This window comes from Halogeometricum pallidum JCM 14848 (genome assembly GCF_000337095.1).
Classification (GTDB): Archaea; Halobacteriota; Halobacteria; order Halobacteriales; family Haloferacaceae; genus Halogeometricum; species Halogeometricum pallidum.
In genome coordinates, this window is sequence record NZ_AOIV01000024.1 from 1 (window position 1) to 16980 (window position 16980).

Consider the following 16980-nt stretch of genomic DNA (forward strand, 5'->3'; position numbering starts at 1 on the left):
AGATGTGTATAAGAGACAGCCCATCGGGAGCGCGAGCGCCAGCGTCCCGAGGCCGAAGACGAGCGAGTTGCGCACCGCCGTGAGGGGTCTGACCTGATAGCTCGTTCCGGTCCGCTGGCGTTCGAGCAGGAACAGGTAGTGGTCGAGCGTGAACTCGCCTTGTGGACCGGCGACGCTGGCGAGGAGCATCGACGCGACGGGGGCGACGAACACGAGGGCGACGACGACGCCGTAGCCGGCCACGGCGAGTCGCGTCGCGGCGGCGCGCCGCGCCCACGACGCGGGCCACAGCGGACGGCGACGCCGCGGGCGCGCCCCCCGACCGCTCGACGCCGTCCGCGCCTCGTACCGGAGGTAGCCGTACGTCAGACCGAGCGAGACGGCCGTTTCGACCACCGCCAGCGACGCCGCCTCCGCGAACGCGAGGTTCTGAACGCGCGAGTAGATGAACACCTCGACGGTCGCCAACTGGTAGCCGCCGAGGGCGAGGACGATGGGGAACGACGCGAACGTGAAGACGAACGTCAGCGTCGCGCCGACGGCTATCGCGGGGAGCAGTTGCGGCAGCACCACGTCGCGGAAGGCGCGCCGAGGCGACGCGCCGAGCGTTCGCGCCGTCTCCACCGCCGAGGCGTCGACGCTCTCCCAGGCCGCCGTCGTCACCCGCGTCACCAGCGGCGCGTTGTAGAACGCGTGTGCGACGAGTATCGCCGGCAGCGAGTACAGAAGCGTCACTTCGGGCAGTCCGAGGGCCTCCAACAGCCCGTTCAGCGTCCCGTTCCGGCCGAACGTGGCGACGAAGCCGATGGCGACCATGATGGAGGGCATGACGAACGGCAGGATGGTGAGCGAGCGGAGCGTCTCCCGCCCTGGGAACTCGAAGCGCGCGAGCACCCACGCGCCGGGGAGGCCGAGGGCGACGGAGGCGACGGTGGAGAGGAGCGCCTGGTACGCCGTAAACCGGAAGATGTCCCGGTAGAACGGCGAGGTGAGCACGTCGAGAATCGGTGCCGCCGTCCACTCGCCGCCGACGGAGACGGCGTCGACGAAGACGGTGCCGACGGGGTAGTAAAAGAGGAGACCGAGAACGACGGCGGTGAGGGCGGCGACGGCGGTCAGCGCGCGGCGTTCGCCCCACCGGAGGAGGGCGGCGACGCGGCGCACGCTAGTTCCCGACGAACTGTCGCTCCCACGCGCTGGTCCACTCATTCAGGTTCGCTTGCAGGGCGTCGTACGTGAAGGTGACCGCCTCCGGCGGTTCCTTCGCGTACTGCGCGAACGACTCGGGCAACTCCGCCGTCGTCGTCGCGGGGTACTGGACGTTGCGGACGGCTATCTCGGCCTGCACCTCGGGTCTGAGCACGAAGTCCATGAACGTGCGAGCGAGTTCGGGTCGGTCGGTTCCCTCGAACATCGCCATCCCCTCGGGGTTGGCGTAGCCCTGCCCGTTCGGGAAGCGCAACCGGTGCTTCGCCAGGTCCTCACCCTCCTCGTGGGCGTACACCTGGTCGGTGGAGTAAGAGACGACCATCGGCGCCTCGCCGTTCGAATAGGCGGTGTAGGAGGTGGTCCAGTCCTCGAGGACGCGCACGCCGTTCTCCTGCAGGTTCCCCCAGTAATCGAGGTAGCCGTCCTCGCCCTTCGCCTTGATAGTGTGGNGGTCCAGTCCTCGAGGACGCGCACGCCGTTCTCCTGCAGGTTCCCCCAGTAATCGAGGTAGCCGTCCTCGCCCTTCGCCTTGATAGTGTGGAGTAAGAACGCCTTCCCCGTCGCACTCGACACCGGGTTCTGCGTCAGCAGGTCTCCGGAATACTGCTCGCGCAGGAGGCCGTCGAACGTCTCCGGCGCGGCGAACCCGCCGTCGCCGAACGTCTCGTCGTAGACGATGCAGATGTACCCTGTGTCGTACGGGACGGCCCGTCCCCGCGGGTCGAACTCCAGCGACTCCTTCACCGTGTCGCGTCGGTCGAGGCCGTCGACGGGGGGGAATAGGCCCGACTCGAGGTTCTCGTCGATGCGGATGAGCATGTTCACGTCGAGGCCGACGTAGAGGTCCGTCGGGATGTCGACGTTCCGCATCGCGCGTTCGATGTAGTAGTTCACCTCGCTGTCGGGCGTCTCGTACCGCACCGTTGCGTCGAACTCCGATTCGAACGCCCGTTTCAGCCACGGCCCGGGACTCGTGCTCGGCGCGTCGACGAACGCGCCGTACGTGCCGATGACCAACTCCGGCACCTCGCCACCCGCGGTGCCCGTGGTCGTTCCCTCCGCGGCGGCCGACCCGGTTCCGCTCCCCGTCTCCGCTCCGCCGCCGTCCGTCGCCGTCCCGTTGCCGCCGGCGCACCCTGCGAGCGCAGCGACGCCGCTCGCGCCCGCCGCCGCGAGGAAACTTCGTCGGTTCATTACCCGGTAGTTTCACCTGGTGTTACTTAATCCGTGCCATCGACGGTCGCGGGCCGCCGCGGTCGCGCTTTCGTACCCGCTCCCGTTCCCGTTCGGGTCGCTCCCGTCGATTCCGCGTACCTGACTCTCAGTGAGGAACGACTTTGTACGTTCCCGTGTATCTGCAGTCGTGACTCTCGAACGTCGGCACGTATTCGGCGGGTTGTTCATCGTCGCCGGCGTCGCCGCCGCGTTCCTCCTCCGCTCGGTGCTCGGGACGGTGTTTTTCTCCGTCACCGTCGCGTACGTCCTCTGGCCCCTCCGGCAGGCGTTGGTGCACCGCGGCCGGTCGCTCCGCGTCGCCAGCGGACTCGCCACTGCCGCCGCGTTCCTCGCGGCGTCGCTCGTGCTCCTCCCCCTCGCCGTCGTCGTCTACCTCCGGTACGACTCGCTCGTCGCACTCGTCCGCAGCCTCCCCGACGAAGTCGTCGTCGAACTGTTCGGCATGGTCTACCGCGTCACGCTCGCAGAACTGGTTCCGGTGGTCCTCGGCTTCCTCCGGACGCTGGCGGGTTTCGTGGCTGTCGCGACGCCCGTCCTCCTCGTCAAGGTGACGCTGTTCGTCTTCGTCGTCTACTCGCTGCTCGTCCACGGCGAGGACGCCCGCCGCGCCGTTCTCGCGCTCGTTCCCACCTCCTACCAGGGCGTCGCTGGGGCGATGAACCGACGCGTGCGCGAGACGCTGTTCGCCATCTACGTCCTCCAGGCGGCGACGGCCGCCGGAACCTTCGCCCTCGCGCTTCCGGTGTTTCTTCTCCTCGGGTACGAACCGTTCGTCACGCTCGCCACTGTCGCCGCCATCCTCCAGTTCATCCCCATTCTCGGTCCGAGTTTCCTCCTCGCCGGACTGGCGGCGTACCACCTCCTCGTCGGGGAGGTGACGCAGGCGATTCTCGTCGTCGGCGGCGGCGGAGCGGTGGTAGCGTGGCTCCCGGACGTGCTCATCCGTCCGCGCTTGGCCCGTCAGACGGCCGACATTCCGGGCAGCCTCTACTTCGTCGGCTTCTTCGGCGGTGCGCTCACGCTCGGCGCCGTCGGCGTCGTCGCCGGCCCCCTCGTCGTCGGCCTGTTCGTGGAGACGGCGTCGCTGCTGTCGACGGAACTCCACCCGGAGTCCGTCGAGGACGGCGAGTAACCGCCGACGACCGCACCCGGTCAGGCCGTCTCAGTCTCCGTTTCCGTTTCCGTCGGACCGCCGCGCTCCTCCCACTCGGTGAGGCTCCCCTCGTAGAACGCCACGTCCTCGTATCCAAGCGACCGCAGGACGACGTACGTGTGGCTGATGCGTCGCGCCGTGTTGCAGTAGAGGACCACGCGCTCGTCGGGCGTCACTCCGACACTCTCCAGCACCGCCTCCAGTTCCTCGGGGGATTTCAGTCCGCGCGTCTCGTCGTCGACGAGTTCGCGCCAATCGAGGTTCACCGCGCCCGGCAGGTGTCCCTCCTCGTACTCCCAGTCCTCGCGGGTGTCGACGACGACGGTGTCCCCGTCGTCCAGGCTGTCCAGCACGGCGTCGTAGCCGACCAGCGGCGAGCGCTCGGGTTCGCGCACCTCGTACGTCGTCTCCCCGTACGCCGCCGCCTCCGTCGTCGTTTCGCGCTCGCGGTTCCACGCGCTGTAGTCGCCGTCGAGCAGGTGGAGTCGGTCCGTCGGGTGGCCGTACAGTTCCGCGGTGACGAGGAAGCGCGCGGCGAACACGCCGTGGGTGTCGTCGTAGGCGACGAGGTGGTCGTCGGGTCCGATTCCGACGGCGGACAGCAGCGACTCCCACGCCTCCTCGCCCGGGAGCATCCCCTCGTCGCCCTCCGAGGACCGGAACTCGTCGAACGGCACGCTGACCGCGCCGGGGAGGTGACCGATGCCGTCGAACTCCCAGGCGTCGCGCACGTCCACGAGGCGAACTGTTTCCGCGTCCGCTCCCTCGCTCGCGTCCTCCGCGTTCCCCTCACCGGCCGTTTCGTCGCCGACGCTCCCGTCGCCGCCCGCGCCGAGTCGTGCGGCGACCCAGTCGGGGGAGACGACGATGTGCTCGTACATGCGACCACGTTGCCGCGGCGACGCCTTCAACCCGGCCGGTCGGGGTGTCGTTCGCCGGGCGTCAGAGAACGCGGACGATGTTGCCGACGCTCGTCGGGGCGAGTGACCACGTTCCTCTCCCGCGGACTGTCTCTCGCGGTTACCTCGAATATACCGGCAAAATCGCCCTCGTAATGTGATGATGGGCAGTACGCGCCGTAGATACGAGAATTAAGCCGGAGGCGTGCGTAGGGGGGAACGTAATGACATCCGACGGCTACGCGAAGGACGTGCTCGTCTCGGCGGACTGGGTGGAAGACCACCTCGACGAGTTCCAATCCGACGACTCGGAGTATCGACTCGTGGAAGTGGATGTGGACACGGAAGCCTACGACGAGGGCCACGCGCCCGGCGCCATCGGCTTCAACTGGGAGACGCAACTGCAGGACCAGACGACTCGCGACATCCTCGACAAGGAGGACTTCGAGGACCTCCTCGGGAGCCACGGCATCTCCGAGGACTCCACCGTCGTCCTGTACGGCGACAACTCCAACTGGTTCGCGGCGTACACCTACTGGCAGTTCAAGTACTACGGCCACGACGACGTGCGCCTGATGAACGGCGGCCGCGACTACTGGTTGGACAACGACTACCCGCTGAGCGAGGACGCCCCCGACTTCGACGCCGTCGACTACGCCGCCAAGGGGCCGTACGAGTCCATCCGCGCGTACCGCGACGACGTGGATCACGCCATCGGCGAGGGGCTTCCGCTCGTCGACGTCCGCTCGCCCGAGGAGTTCTCCGGCGAGATTCTCGCGCCTCCGGGACTGCAGGAGACCGCCCAGCGCGGCGGCCACATCCCCGGCGCGGAGAACATCTCTTGGGCCGCGACGGTGAACGACGACGGGACGTTCAAGTCGGCCGACGAACTCCGCGATCTGTACGCCGACCAGGGCATCGACGGCTCCGAGACCACCGTCGCCTACTGCCGCATCGGCGAGCGCTCCTCTATCGCGTGGTTCGCGCTCCACGAACTGCTCGGCTACGACGAAGTCGTCAACTACGACGGCTCGTGGACCGAATGGGGTAACCTCGTCGGCGCGCCCATCGAGAAGGGTAACTGAACGGCGAGCAAACGTCACTTAGCCGCGCGGGCGTTCGGTCGCGCCCCCGGACGGCGGCCGAGCGCACCGACTTGACCTGACTCCGATTTTTCTCCGACCGTTCCGTCCGGAGTCCCGACTCCCGAAGCGTTTCTGCTCGCGAGGACGGCGCGCGGACGCGGAGGGGTGAGGCGGGTGTGCGGTCAGGCCGACTCCGCGCGCGGCAGCGATATCGAGAACACGGTCCCCTCGGGGTCGCGGTCCTCGACGCGAATCTCGCCGCCGTACGACTCGATTATCTCCCGCGTGAGATAGAGTCCGAACCCAGTTCCGTTGCTCTTGAGGCCCTTCCGGCCCTTCTCGAACATCTGCGCTCTCACCTCGTCGTCGACGCCGGGACCGTTGTCCGCGATGCGGACCGTCGTCTCTCTCTCGCTCGTCTCGACGTCGACCCAGACGCGGGGCGTCTCCTTGTCGTTGTGCTGGACGGCGTTGACGAGGAGGTTCTCGAACGCCTCCGTCAACAGGTCGTCGGCCAGCACCGTACCGGCCCCCGCGACGCTCTTGCCGACGTCGAACTCCGCGCAGTCGAACGCCCGTCGGGTTCGTTCGACCTCTGCGCCGAGCGCGGTTCCGAGGTCGGTCGGTTCCAGATCTCGCTCGTCGGTTTCGTCGACCGCTCTCATTAGCGTCCGAACCTTCCCGACGAGGTCTATCATCTCGTCCGTCCGCGTCTCGACCGTCTCCAGGTGGGTCGCCGCCTCGGGGTCGACCGCGCCTTCGAGCATTTCGACGCGAGCCCTGACCACGTTGAGGCTGTTCAGCAGGTTGTGGCGGACCAGTCGATTGAAGAACTCCAATCGCTCGCGTTCGTGCGTCAGTTCCCGTTCGTGGTCGATGACCGCGATGGCGAGGCCCACTATTTCGCCGAGTTGCGTGAGAATCTCTCGCTCCTTCTCGTCGAACGCGCGTTCTCTGGTGGTGTAGACGGTCAGCACGCCGTACCGCTCGTCCTCGTACGCGACCGGAATCGACGCCACGCCGGTGATCCCCCGCCTTGCCAGCTCCTGCCACGGCTCCGTGTCGGGTCCGACCTCGGTGTCTCTCAGGACCTGCGTGTCGCCCGTGCGGGCGGCGCGGGCCGCGAGGCCGCCCGCTCCGAGTTCCAGTATCTCCTCGGCGTCGGGGTGGGTCGCGTCGGTCGACGGTACCACGTCGCTGCCTTCGACGGTGCCGAACCAGGCGAAGGCGTACGAGTCAGACTCGGTGAATCGGTCGCACACCACCTGTTCGACCTCCTCGCGAGTAGACTGCTCGGCCAGTTCCCGGTTGATGTCGCGGGCGGTCTGGTTGAGGTTGTCCAACGCGACGAACTGGTCGGTCCGACGCTGCTTTTCGAGTTCGTAGCGGACCCACTGGCCCATCAGGTGGTGGAACGCCTCGTCGGCCGCCGAAATCTCCTCGCGCGGCCGTCGGCTGACGAACCAGAACGTCCGGTCGTCGGCGTCGTCGAACTCGAGGTGCGTTCCGAGATACGTCCGGACGCCGAACTGCTCGTAACAGAGGTTCTCCTCGAACTCCTCGGTGTCGGTGATAGCACGGGTCCCGCCGTCGGCGACGGCCACCCGACAGTACGTCTCCGAGAGCGGGTACTCGCTCCCCGGGACCAGGTCCTCGTGGTCGCCGTTCGTCACTTCGACCTCGAATCGGTCGGTCTCGGAGTCGACCCGCGCGAGGCCGCCCATCTCCATGTCGAAGCGCTCACAGCCCAGATCCATGAGGGCCAAGAGCTTCTCCTCGAAGGTCCCGTCGACGTCCGCGACAACCTCGTAGAGGGCGTGCAAATCGCGTTCGTGGTCTCGAAGCGCCACCCTTGACTCCTCCTGTTCGCGGAGCGTCCGGAGTCGCCTGTCGACTCTGTCGCCCGGTCGGTCGGGACCCAGCACTTCCTCGGGCGGCGTGTAGTAGATGTTCTCCGAGACCGTCTCGCCCTGAGCGATCAGCGGATGCGTCTCGATGACCTCGTCGATGACGCCGTCGGGGAACCGCGTCCGGTCGTACTGACAGAGGAGGGAGCACTGGTCGTCAGCGGCGAGGGAGTCGAGCATCGCCTCGTACTCGACCAGTCCCTCGGGAACCGACTCGCCGTCGAGCGCCAGCGTCATCTCCGCCGTCGCCCGGAATTCTCCGTAACCGCCAGATGCCACGTCCGCGAGCCTTTCGTGCCAGAATTCGAGCATCGCCTCTCGGTCGAACTCGCCGCCGGGGCGACGCGACTCCGGCGGCGCCACCACGGCCAGCGCGCCGGAGTCGAGTGCGGCGTCGACGTCGATACCCCGGTCCCGCAGTTCGGCGAGAATCGCGTCCGGAGAGCCGTCGTCCGCGACGTAGAGGCACTGCTCTCCCAGTTCGAGACCGCGGCGGAGGAACGATGCGACGGCGTCGAACTGCTCGTCGCGGTCCTCGTAGACGAGCGCTTGGTGCCCGCCGTCGTGGTCGTGACCGGCCGGTTCCGGCCCCGTCGGCCCTCGAATCGTCCGACTACCTCCGGCCTTCTCGTCAGTCTGCTCGGGGGTCCTTTCCTCCTCCCTGTCTCCGCTCCCCTGCAGCGTAGTCATTCGCCTTGTCGTGGGAGAGCGTCCCGAGCACAAAAACTCTTGTCGAAGAAATTCATCGAACGCGGTCACTCGCTCGGTTCGGCGCCGACCATCTCGCACGGGCGCCAGACCGGGTACTATCCGACGATAATCGACGCGATTTGCGGCGTGAGGAACGCCTCGACGAACGCGGCGACGACGAACAGCGGAACGAGACCGAGGAGCACGCGGTAGGCGTGGCGAATCGCCGCCGCGAGGCCGTCGGCGCCCGTCCGACCGCGAGCGACGCGGAGGCCGACGCCGCCCAACCAGAGACCGATGCCGCCGCCGAGGACGAGCGCCGGTACCTCGATGACGCCGTGCGGGACGACGAGGGCGACGAACAGTTGGGAGTCGAACACGCCGCCGAGTGCGCCGACGATGAGGCCGTTGAACGCGAGACTCGTGACCGAGGGAACGCCGAAGGCGACGCCGCTGTACGCCGCGTCCGCCGCGACCAGCCAGTTGTTCACCGCGAGGTTGACGAACGTCGCCAGCGGGAACGCGCCGAACACCGCGGATATCTCCCCCTCTATCGGGACCTCCACGGCGTACGGCGACGTGGCGGCCCACCCGCCCGCGAGGCCGCCGGCGAAACAGACGGCCGAGGCGACGTTCGCGAGCGGGTGGTCGCGGACGAACGCGCCCAGCGCCCGCAGGCCGCCGCCGTAGGCGTCTCGGAGCCGGTCGCCTATCGGCGGCGTCTCCCGCCGCGGCAGGTCGCGCTCGTCGTACAGCGCGGTCTTGAAACCGTCGAGCACCGGCGGGACGAGGACGGCGCCGACGAGCGAACTCACCCGCGCCGCGCCCCCGAGCGACGCGACGAACGCCACGCCGCCCGTCAGCAGGAGCGCCCCGAGGGCGACGGCGACGTACCCGACGAAGTCGGCGGGACGACGGAACGGGAACGCGGCGCTCCGACGGACCGCCGCGACCGCCCCCAGACCGTCGACGACGACGGCTTGCTCAGCGAAGGCGAACAGCAGGAGGACGGCCAGCGCCAGCAGAGCCGACAGCAGGGCACCGGCGAGCACCCCGAGGACGCCGGCGACGCCGGTACCGTGAGACAGTGCGACGCCCAGCAGGCCGAGGAGGACGAGCGGAACGGCGGACACCGCCAGCGCGGCGAGGAGCAGCAGGTGAATCCCGAGGAAGCTGAGCCAGTCGTCGCGGGCGCCGAGGAGTGCCGCGCGGACGCCGTCGTCGCCGCGGAGCAGTCCGAAGACGCCGTGGACGCTCGCGGCGTTCGCCACCGGCGAGACGACGAACGACAGGAGGAGCGACCCCAGCAGACCGAGACCGAGCAGCGCCAGCACCTCCGGGGAGAGGAGGTTCATCACGGCGTCGCCGAGTCCCGGGGGAATCGCGTCGGGATTCACCGACCCGTCTTCCACCGCGCCGACGTCCACCTCGCCGGCGATTTCGAGCACTCGACCGAGGCTGCCGTCGAGCGAGACGAGGGCGAAGGCGGCGAAGACGGCGAGCAGCATCGGGACGCGGGCGACGCCCGACAGACCGGTCGCGAGGAGGTACACCGGCAGGACCGACGAGGAGTACTCCGAGAGCATCCGACCGCCGGCGCGGAGAGCCGTGGAGACGTTCACGGGCGTACATCTCAGAGAGTCGTCATAACGCTGTGGGATTCGACGGCCGCGTCGGTTCGATGGCTACAAGCGGCGAGGTACCCTATCGCGTCCCATGAACGCAGACGACCTCGCAGACCGCATCCGCGACGACCACGAGACGGCGTTCTCCCGCCTCGGTTCCTCGAAGGCGCTGTACGCGTTGACCGGCGGCGAGATGGAGGCCGAGTCGGTCCGCGCCGCCGCGGCGACCGACCACCACGCCGTCGCGGACCTCCTCGACGACTGGGCGATGGCCGAACACGGCGACGCCGCGCCCGTGTTCGCGGACCTCGCCGAGGAGACGCGCGAACACGCCGAGTCGCTCGAACCCGACGGCTACGAACCCGCGGACGACCCCGACCTGTACGACCGCCTCGCGTTCGAGGACGAGACGCCGGGGCGCGTCGGCGCTCTGCTGGGACGGTACCTCGTCGTCTCCGAGTACGTCGGACAGATGGTCGGCTTCTTCATCGGCGACGCCGACCCGAAGGCGGCCGACGAGTTCCGCACGCTCCGCTCGGCCGTCGAGGACGAACGCGACCGGGTGCTCGACCTCTTGGACGACGTCTGCGGGGGCGACGACGACTGGGACGCCGCGGGTGAGGCGGCCGACGCCGTCGTCGAGGCGGCCTACGACGACTACGTCGAGACGCTCGAATCGATGGGCGTGAAGCCGAAGAACGTCTGTTAACCCACCTTTCTTTTCGGGGGTCCGAGCAGACGGCGAAGCCGTCTGCTCGAACCCCCGGAAGAAAGCTGGACCAAAGAATCGCCGCGAGGCTCACTTCGCTCGCCTCGCGGTACTACACGCTACTCTCCGCACCGCCTCCGCTTCCACTGCACCGCTCTGAACGCCCGGACCTCTCCCGACGACCGCGTTACTGAGGTCGTGTCACTCGGTTCCGTACACTTGATCGCGAGAACCGTCACCGTTTTCCACCCGAAACGAAGGGGTTTGGGAATCGGTCTCAGACACCTTCGACGCCCTTGCGGTACTCGAACACGTGGTCGCGGGCGGCCTGCGTGCGTTCGCTCACCTCGCCGGACGTCTCGCGGGCTATCTCCGAGAGAATGTTCATGTGACGGTCCAACCGTCCGTGGTCGGGGTCGCGGTCCGACATCGCCAACTCGGCCAACGCCTCGGCCTGTTCGGTGAGTCGGTCCTGCGTCTCGCCGTCGGCCGCCTCTGCGGCCGACCGGAGTTCCTCGCTCGCAGCCGTGAGTTCGTCTTGCGACATGCGTGGACAATCGGAGACGGCGGTAAAAAAGCGGTCGGTGGAACGGCGGTCAACGGTCGGTAACGCGGCGGCCGACGGTCGGAGCGCAGTTCAGTTGTTCTGACGACGCTGACGGAGGTACAGCGCCATCGCGAGTATCGTCTGGGGCCACTGGCCGACGAAGAGGGCTCGCTCGGTGTCGCCCTTGACGTAGTACTCGTACATCGAGAACGCGATGGACGCCAGCGACGCGAAGAGGAAGAGGTCCGTCCCCTTTGCCTCCTCTAGCTGGGCTTGGTTCGACTGCTGGTTCTGCTGCGATGCGGCGTTCGACTGCGATGATTCAAACAGGCTCATGCATTAAATTCGTAGGGCTGGATTTGATTAATTATATCGGCAAGACACTTTTCCGTGTTCCTCCCTGCAACCCCTCTCACCGACGTTCACGGCAGTTTGAGTGTAACGACCGCGCGGCTAAAGTGCCTCCGTCTCCACATACTGACAATGAGTGATTCCTCCGACTCCGGCGGCGCACTGACGCCGGACCGTCCCGGAGCAGACCGCCAGTTCCGCGTCGACGCGCCCTTCGACCCCGCCGGTGACCAACCCGAGGCCATCGAGCAGTTGGCCCGGGGGTTCCGGGAGGGCATGGAGAAGCAGACACTCCTCGGCGTCACCGGGTCGGGCAAGACCAACACCGTCTCCTGGACCGTCGAAGAGATACAGAAGCCCACGTTGGTCATCGCTCACAACAAGACGCTCGCCGCGCAGTTGTACGAGGAGTTCAAAAACCTCTTTCCCGACAACGCGGTGGAGTACTTCGTCTCCTACTACGACTACTACCAACCGGAGGCGTACGTCGAGCAGACGGACACCTACATCGACAAGGACATGTCCATCAACGAGGAGATAGACCGCCTGCGGCACTCGGCCACCCGGTCGCTCCTCACGCGCGACGACGTCATCGTCGTCGCGTCCGTCTCGGCCATCTACGGCCTCGGCGATCCGGCGAACTACACGGACATGTCGCTCCGTTTGGAGGTCGACGACCGGATGGACCGCGACGACCTGCTCCGCAGACTGGTCGACCTGAACTACGAGCGCAACGACGTGGACTTCCACCAGGGGACGTTCCGCGTCCGCGGCGACACCGTCGAGGTGTTCCCGATGTACGGCCGCTACGCCGTCCGAATCGAGTTCTGGGGCGACGAGATAGACCGGATGCAGAAGCTCGACCCCTTCAAGGGGGAAGTCAAATCCGACGAACCCGCCGTCATCGTCCACCCGGCGGAGCACTACTCCATCCCCGAGGACCAACTGGAGACCGCCATCTCGGAGATAGAGGAGTTGATGGAAGAGCGCGTCCGGTACTTCGAGCGACAGGGCGACCTCGTCGCCGCCCAGCGAATCGAGGAGCGGACGACGTTCGACATCGAGATGCTGCAGGAGACGGGCTACTGCTCGGGCATCGAGAACTACTCGGTCCACATGTCGAACCGCGAGTCGGGCGAGGCGCCGTACACCCTCCTCGATTACTTCCCCGACGACTTCCTCACCGTCATCGACGAGTCCCACCAGACCTTACCACAAATCCGCGGGCAGTTCGCGGGCGACAAGGCGCGGAAGGACTCGCTGGTCGAGAACGGCTTCCGCCTCCCCACCGCCTACGACAACCGTCCGCTCACCTTCGAGGAGTTCGAGGAGAAGACCGACCAGACGCTGTACGTCTCGGCGACGCCCGGCGACTACGAACGCGAGCACTCCGAGCAGATAGCCGAACAGATCGTCCGTCCCACCCACCTCGTCGACCCGAAGGTCGAGGTGTCGCCGGCGACCGGACAGGTCGACGACCTGATGGACCGTATCCAGAACCGGATCGAACGCGACGAGCGGACGCTGGTGACGACGCTCACGAAGCGGATGGCCGAGGACCTCACCGAATACCTCGACGAGGCGGGCGTCGACGTGGCGTACATGCACGACGAGACGGACACGCTCGAACGGCACGAACTCATCCGCGACCTGCGACTCGGCAACATCGACGTGCTGGTCGGCATCAACCTCCTCCGCGAGGGGTTGGACATCCCCGAGGTGTCGCTCGTCGCCATCCTCGACGCCGACCAGGAGGGCTTTCTCCGCTCGGAGACGACGCTCATCCAGACGATGGGGCGGGCGGCCCGCAACGTCGAGGGCGAGGTCGTCCTCTACGCCGACGAGACGACCGACTCGATGGCCTCGGCGATAGAGGAGACGCAGCGACGCCGCGAGATTCAGACCGATTTCAACGAGGAACACGGCCACGAACCGACGACCATCGAGAAAGAGGTCGGCGAGACGAACCTCCCCGGCAGCGACTCCGACTCCTCGCGGTCCTCTTCGGAGCAACCCGCGAACGAGGAGGAGGCGCGCGAACGCCTCGACTACCTCGAAGACCGGATGCAGGAGGCCGCGGACAACCTCGAGTTCGAACTCGCCGCCGACATCCGCGACCGGATGCGGAAGATACGAGAGGAGTTCGACGCGTTCGAGGCGGACGAGGGCGTCGAACCCGAGGCGGACCCCGAGTTCTGATCCGGTCGCGGTGACGGCCCATCCGTCGCTCTTCGGCAGTGAAGCCCAAAAAACCGCAGCGTCCGCTGCGGTCGTCGAACCGCGCGACGTGATACGGTTACGTGCTGGTGCTGGTGCTGGTGCCCGTGCCGGTGCTGTTGCCGCCCCAGTCCCACACGCCGTTGTCGATGTTGTTGTCGATGTCGATGCGGTAGCCGGCGGCGTTGCCGAGGTCGGCGCTCGGGAAGTCGATGGAGAACTGCCACTCGTCGCCGGAACCGAACGTCTGGATGTCCTCGCCTTCGGTGTTGTCGAACCACGCACCCAGCACGTCGTCCGTGTCGTCGAGCAGCGTCGCCTGCACTTCGATCTGCTCGTAGGTCTGGCTACCGGTGTTTCGGACGGTACCGGTCAGGCGCGCGCCGGCGCCGTCACCGTCGAGTCGCGTCAGTTGCGTGTCGGTGACCTCGAGACCCTGCGGGATGTTCCCCGTGTTCTCCTCGAGGTCCAGAGCTCCAGACGAGGTGGTTCCCTGTGCAGTCTCTCCCTCGGTGCCGGTTCCCATCTCGGTACCGGTTTCGGTCTCCGTGCCGGTTCCGGTCCCGGTCTCGGTTTCGGTACCTCCGCCGGAATTACCGGAACATCCTGCCAGGAGACCGCCGACCATCGTCGCACCTGCCGCCTTAACGAAGTTTCTCCGGAACATGTTATCGCCGTGCCAGTACATTATGTCCTGACAGTGTTAAAATCGGTGGCCAATCATGTGATAATAATCCTGACAGCGAACGGGTGCCGGCGCTCGGATATGGGGTTGGTACCAGGTCTCTAAGGACCGCTGGAACATCAAGACTTTTTACCGAATCGTCGTTACGGGCGGGTCACGATGCTCTGCGACACGGCCGACGACCGCGCCGAACTCGACCGCCGCGTCCCACTCCCGACGGGAGGGTTCTCCTGAATGAGCGACGGTGACGGCAGTCCGGCGAACAGCGACGACACTGTCCACTCCCGGCACCCCTCGGCGCGGACGGCCGCCGACGGCACCGACCACTGACTCCTAACGATGAGTTCTGACACCTCGGACCCCCTGCAGAAGACGTTCCTCAAGTATCAACACGTGTTCGTGCTCCTCGCGCCGGTGGTGTTCGTCACCACGGTCCTCCTCGCCGCGCCCACCCAGGGGAGCGTCGGCGTGGACTACTGGCTGGAGTTCTGGTGGCTGTTCCCGGCGTTCCTGCTCGGCGCCACCATCGTCAACACCGTCGGAATCAGCGGGTCGGCGCTGTTCGTGCCGTTCCTCATCTTCATCTTCCCCCTGTTCGCCGCCCCGTTGGCACCCGAGACCATCGTCAAGGTCGGTCTCATCAGCGAGGCGTTCGGCCTGTCGAGTTCGTCCATCGCGTTCATCCAGTACGGCCTCGTCGACCGCCGACTGGCGCTGACGCTCGTCGGCGGCGCCATCCCGTTCGTCATCGCGGGCGCTCTGCTGTCGTTCATCATCCCCGAAGTGGTGTTCCACTCGCTGCTCGGACTGGCGCTGCTGGCGGCGTCGTATCTGCTGTTCCGCGCGGACCTCGGCCACGACGAGTCGAGCAGTAGCGACGAGGCCGTCGCCGACGGCGGCCCCGTCGACCCGGACCTGCCGAACGACGCGGAGAAACTCGGCCCCGCCGGCGTCGACACCGACGCCGACGGCAACGTGACGCGCGTCGACCGCGACGGCGACGACTACAGTTACACGCGCGGCGGCTACACCCGTCGGTTCGCCAACTACAGCATCGGCGGTCTGTTCCAGGGTCTCGCCGGGTTCGGCGTCGGCGAACTCGGCATCATCTCGCTACTGGGCACGAAGGTGCCCGTCCGCGTCGCTATCGGCACGAACCACATCGTCGTCGCCCTCACCGCCATACTCGCCTCCCTCGTCCACGTCTTCGGCGGCGGACTCGTCGGCGGCCACTCGCTCAGTCTGGCGACGACGCCGTGGAACATGGTGGTCTTCACCGTCCCGGCCGCCACTCTCGGCGGGCAGATCGCCCCCTACGTGTCGAACGCCCTGGAGACGGACACCATCAAGAACTTCGTCGGCGTCCTCTTCGCCATCATCTCGGTCGCGCTGTTCGTCATGGCCGCGGGCAACGTCCTCTGAGGCGCTCTCGCCGTTTCCCTACTGGCTTCCGGCGTCGTCTGCGTCGCCGTCTTTGTCCTTGTCCACCAATCCCTCGCCGTCGTTGAGGTCGCCGTCGCCGTCGAAGCCGTGGTCGCCCAGTTGCTCGGAGGGCGTTGACCCCTTGTCGTCGACGTACACGTCGGCGTGGCCCTTCTCCATCCGCAGGCCGTGCCAGTCGATACCCCACTCGGTGAGGCGGGCGACCGTCTCCTGTGCGGCCTCCCACGGGCGCGCCGTCCAGACGATGATGGTGTGGCCCTGCCGGTACTGGTAGTTCACCCACTCGACCATCTCCTCGTCCGGTTCCTCGGCGCGCTTTGTGATGTAGGACTCCTCGCCCTTCGTCAGCGTCTTATCGAAGTCGACGGCGATTCGCTGGTGCTCGTCGGCGTCGAACGGTTCCTCGCCGTCGAGCATCACACCCTCGCCGTCGGTGTCACTGTCGCTCATCCCCTCTCTCGAGCGTCGCCAGCGACAAAATCGTGTGGGCCGCTCCCAGTCGCTATCGGTCGCCCGACTCCGCTCGACCCTCGGACGCGTTCCCGGCGACCGCCTGTACGCGCATCTCGACGTACCGTCCCGACCAGGTTCGGAGATGCCGCAGTACGCGGGCGACGACGCCGCCTTCGGCCGTCGGCCGCGGTACCGACGCCCCCTCCGGTCCGGTCGGACCGCGTTCGTGACTCATGGCCCCATATTATGAACTATTGTTCATAAGGTTTGTGCGACTCTCACGGGCGTCGAATGCTACCAACTAACACCTTCACTCGCGTAAAACCCGACGTGACCGACGAGTTCGAACTCCGCGAGGCGACGGCGGCCGACCGCTCGTACGTGCGGACGCTCCTCGAACGCGAGGGTCTGCCGTCGAGCGACGTCGGAGAGTCGCCCGCCCGCTTCTACGTGGCCGTCGAGGGCTCCGACGCCGTCGGCGTCGGCGGTATTGAGGCGTACGGCGACTGCGGCCTCCTCCGCTCCGTCGTCGTGGAGGCGGCCGCCCGGGGCGAGGGGACGGGGGCGGCGCTCTGCGACGCGTTGGAGGCCCGGGCGCGCGACGCGGGCGTCGAGACGCTGTATCTGCTCACGACCACCGCGGCGCCGTTCTTCGCCGACCGCGGATACGCCGAGACCCCTCGGACCGACGTGCCCGAGGCGGTGGCTCGGACGGCGGAGTTCGAGGACCTCTGCCCGGACGCCGCCACCTGCATGAAGAAGTCGCTGTGA

At 67.1% G+C, this 16980-nt stretch carries 15 protein-coding genes and 1 pseudogene; 6 read left to right on the forward strand and 10 right to left on the reverse strand.

The window, feature by feature from the left end; genetic code table 11:
* The coding region (locus C474_RS10035; protein ID WP_049916915.1) for an ABC transporter permease at nucleotides 1-1209 on the reverse strand (1209 nt) is incomplete at its 3' end.
* A pseudogene (locus tag C474_RS10040) lies at nucleotides 1166-2403 on the reverse strand (thiamine ABC transporter substrate-binding protein). The gene C474_RS10035 and the pseudogene C474_RS10040, both read right to left, overlap by 44 nt.
* A gap of 169 nt (nucleotides 2404-2572) precedes the next feature.
* Between C474_RS10040 and C474_RS10045 the strand changes: the two are divergent.
* On the forward strand, nucleotides 2573-3577 hold the full coding sequence (locus C474_RS10045) for an AI-2E family transporter (RefSeq protein ID WP_008386439.1): 1005 nt from the start codon (nucleotides 2573-2575) through the stop codon (nucleotides 3575-3577).
* A gap of 20 nt (nucleotides 3578-3597) precedes the next feature.
* Here C474_RS10045 and C474_RS10050 read toward each other — a convergent pair whose 3' ends face one another.
* Nucleotides 3598-4479, reverse strand: coding sequence for a sulfurtransferase (locus C474_RS10050; protein WP_008386440.1), 882 nt, complete (start codon nucleotides 4477-4479; stop codon nucleotides 3598-3600).
* A gap of 242 nt (nucleotides 4480-4721) precedes the next feature.
* On the opposite strand from C474_RS10050, the gene C474_RS10055 reads away from it, so the two are divergent.
* Nucleotides 4722-5582, forward strand: coding sequence for a sulfurtransferase (locus tag C474_RS10055; RefSeq protein ID WP_008386441.1), 861 nt, complete (start codon nucleotides 4722-4724; stop codon nucleotides 5580-5582).
* A gap of 182 nt (nucleotides 5583-5764) precedes the next feature.
* Here C474_RS10055 and C474_RS10060 read toward each other — a convergent pair whose 3' ends face one another.
* Together C474_RS10060 and C474_RS10065 are read right to left on the reverse strand one after the other, a co-directional pair.
* Nucleotides 5765-8179 (reverse strand): MEDS domain-containing protein, encoded by a 2415-nt coding sequence (locus tag C474_RS10060; protein WP_008386442.1) that lies wholly within the window; start codon nucleotides 8177-8179, stop codon nucleotides 5765-5767.
* A 116-nt stretch (nucleotides 8180-8295) separates the two neighbouring features.
* Nucleotides 8296-9801 (reverse strand): stage II sporulation protein M, encoded by a 1506-nt coding sequence (locus tag C474_RS10065; RefSeq protein ID WP_008386443.1) that lies wholly within the window; start codon nucleotides 9799-9801, stop codon nucleotides 8296-8298.
* A gap of 94 nt (nucleotides 9802-9895) precedes the next feature.
* On the opposite strand from C474_RS10065, the gene C474_RS10070 reads away from it, so the two are divergent.
* Complete coding sequence (locus tag C474_RS10070; protein ID WP_008386445.1) at nucleotides 9896-10513, forward strand: hypothetical protein; 618 nt, start codon at nucleotides 9896-9898, stop codon at nucleotides 10511-10513.
* A gap of 277 nt (nucleotides 10514-10790) precedes the next feature.
* Here the strand turns inward: C474_RS10070 and C474_RS10075 are convergent, their stop codons facing one another.
* Together C474_RS10075 and C474_RS10080 are read right to left on the reverse strand one after the other, a co-directional pair.
* A complete protein-coding gene (locus tag C474_RS10075) occupies nucleotides 10791-11060 on the reverse strand; it encodes a DUF7553 family protein (RefSeq protein ID WP_008386446.1) in 270 nt (89 codons plus the stop codon).
* 90 nt (nucleotides 11061-11150) lie between these two features.
* Nucleotides 11151-11396: a hypothetical protein gene (locus tag C474_RS10080; RefSeq protein ID WP_008386447.1), complete on the reverse strand. Its 246-nt coding sequence runs from the start codon at nucleotides 11394-11396 to the stop codon at nucleotides 11151-11153.
* Nucleotides 11397-11543: 147 nt separating this feature from the next.
* Between C474_RS10080 and uvrB the strand changes: the two genes are divergently transcribed.
* A complete protein-coding gene (gene uvrB / locus C474_RS10085; RefSeq protein ID WP_008386448.1) occupies nucleotides 11544-13610 on the forward strand; it encodes an excinuclease ABC subunit UvrB in 2067 nt (688 codons plus the stop codon).
* 97 nt (nucleotides 13611-13707) lie between these two features.
* On the opposite strand, the gene C474_RS10090 is transcribed toward uvrB, so the two are convergent.
* The gene (locus C474_RS10090) at nucleotides 13708-14154 is read right to left on the reverse strand and encodes a DUF3426 domain-containing protein (RefSeq protein ID WP_239640413.1); all 447 of its coding nucleotides are present in this window, start codon (nucleotides 14152-14154) and stop codon (nucleotides 13708-13710) included.
* 498 nt (nucleotides 14155-14652) lie between these two features.
* Here C474_RS10090 and C474_RS10095 point away from each other — a divergent pair, with 498 nt between their 5' ends.
* Nucleotides 14653-15735, forward strand: coding sequence for a sulfite exporter TauE/SafE family protein (locus C474_RS10095; protein ID WP_008386450.1), 1083 nt, complete (start codon nucleotides 14653-14655; stop codon nucleotides 15733-15735).
* Nucleotides 15736-15753: 18 nt separating this feature from the next.
* On the opposite strand, the gene C474_RS10100 is transcribed toward C474_RS10095, so the two are convergent.
* Together C474_RS10100 and C474_RS10105 are read right to left on the reverse strand one after the other, a co-directional pair.
* Nucleotides 15754-16206 (reverse strand): hypothetical protein, encoded by a 453-nt coding sequence (locus tag C474_RS10100; protein WP_008386451.1) that lies wholly within the window; start codon nucleotides 16204-16206, stop codon nucleotides 15754-15756.
* A gap of 52 nt (nucleotides 16207-16258) precedes the next feature.
* Nucleotides 16259-16444 carry a hypothetical protein gene (locus C474_RS10105; protein WP_008386453.1) on the reverse strand — a complete coding sequence of 62 codons (186 nt, stop codon included), beginning with the start codon at nucleotides 16442-16444 and terminating at the stop codon, nucleotides 16259-16261.
* Between the two features lie 95 nt (nucleotides 16445-16539).
* Here C474_RS10105 and arsN2 point away from each other — a divergent pair, with 95 nt between their 5' ends.
* Nucleotides 16540-16980 carry an arsenic resistance N-acetyltransferase ArsN2 gene (gene arsN2, locus C474_RS10110; RefSeq protein ID WP_008386455.1) on the forward strand — a complete coding sequence of 147 codons (441 nt, stop codon included), beginning with the start codon at nucleotides 16540-16542 and terminating at the stop codon, nucleotides 16978-16980.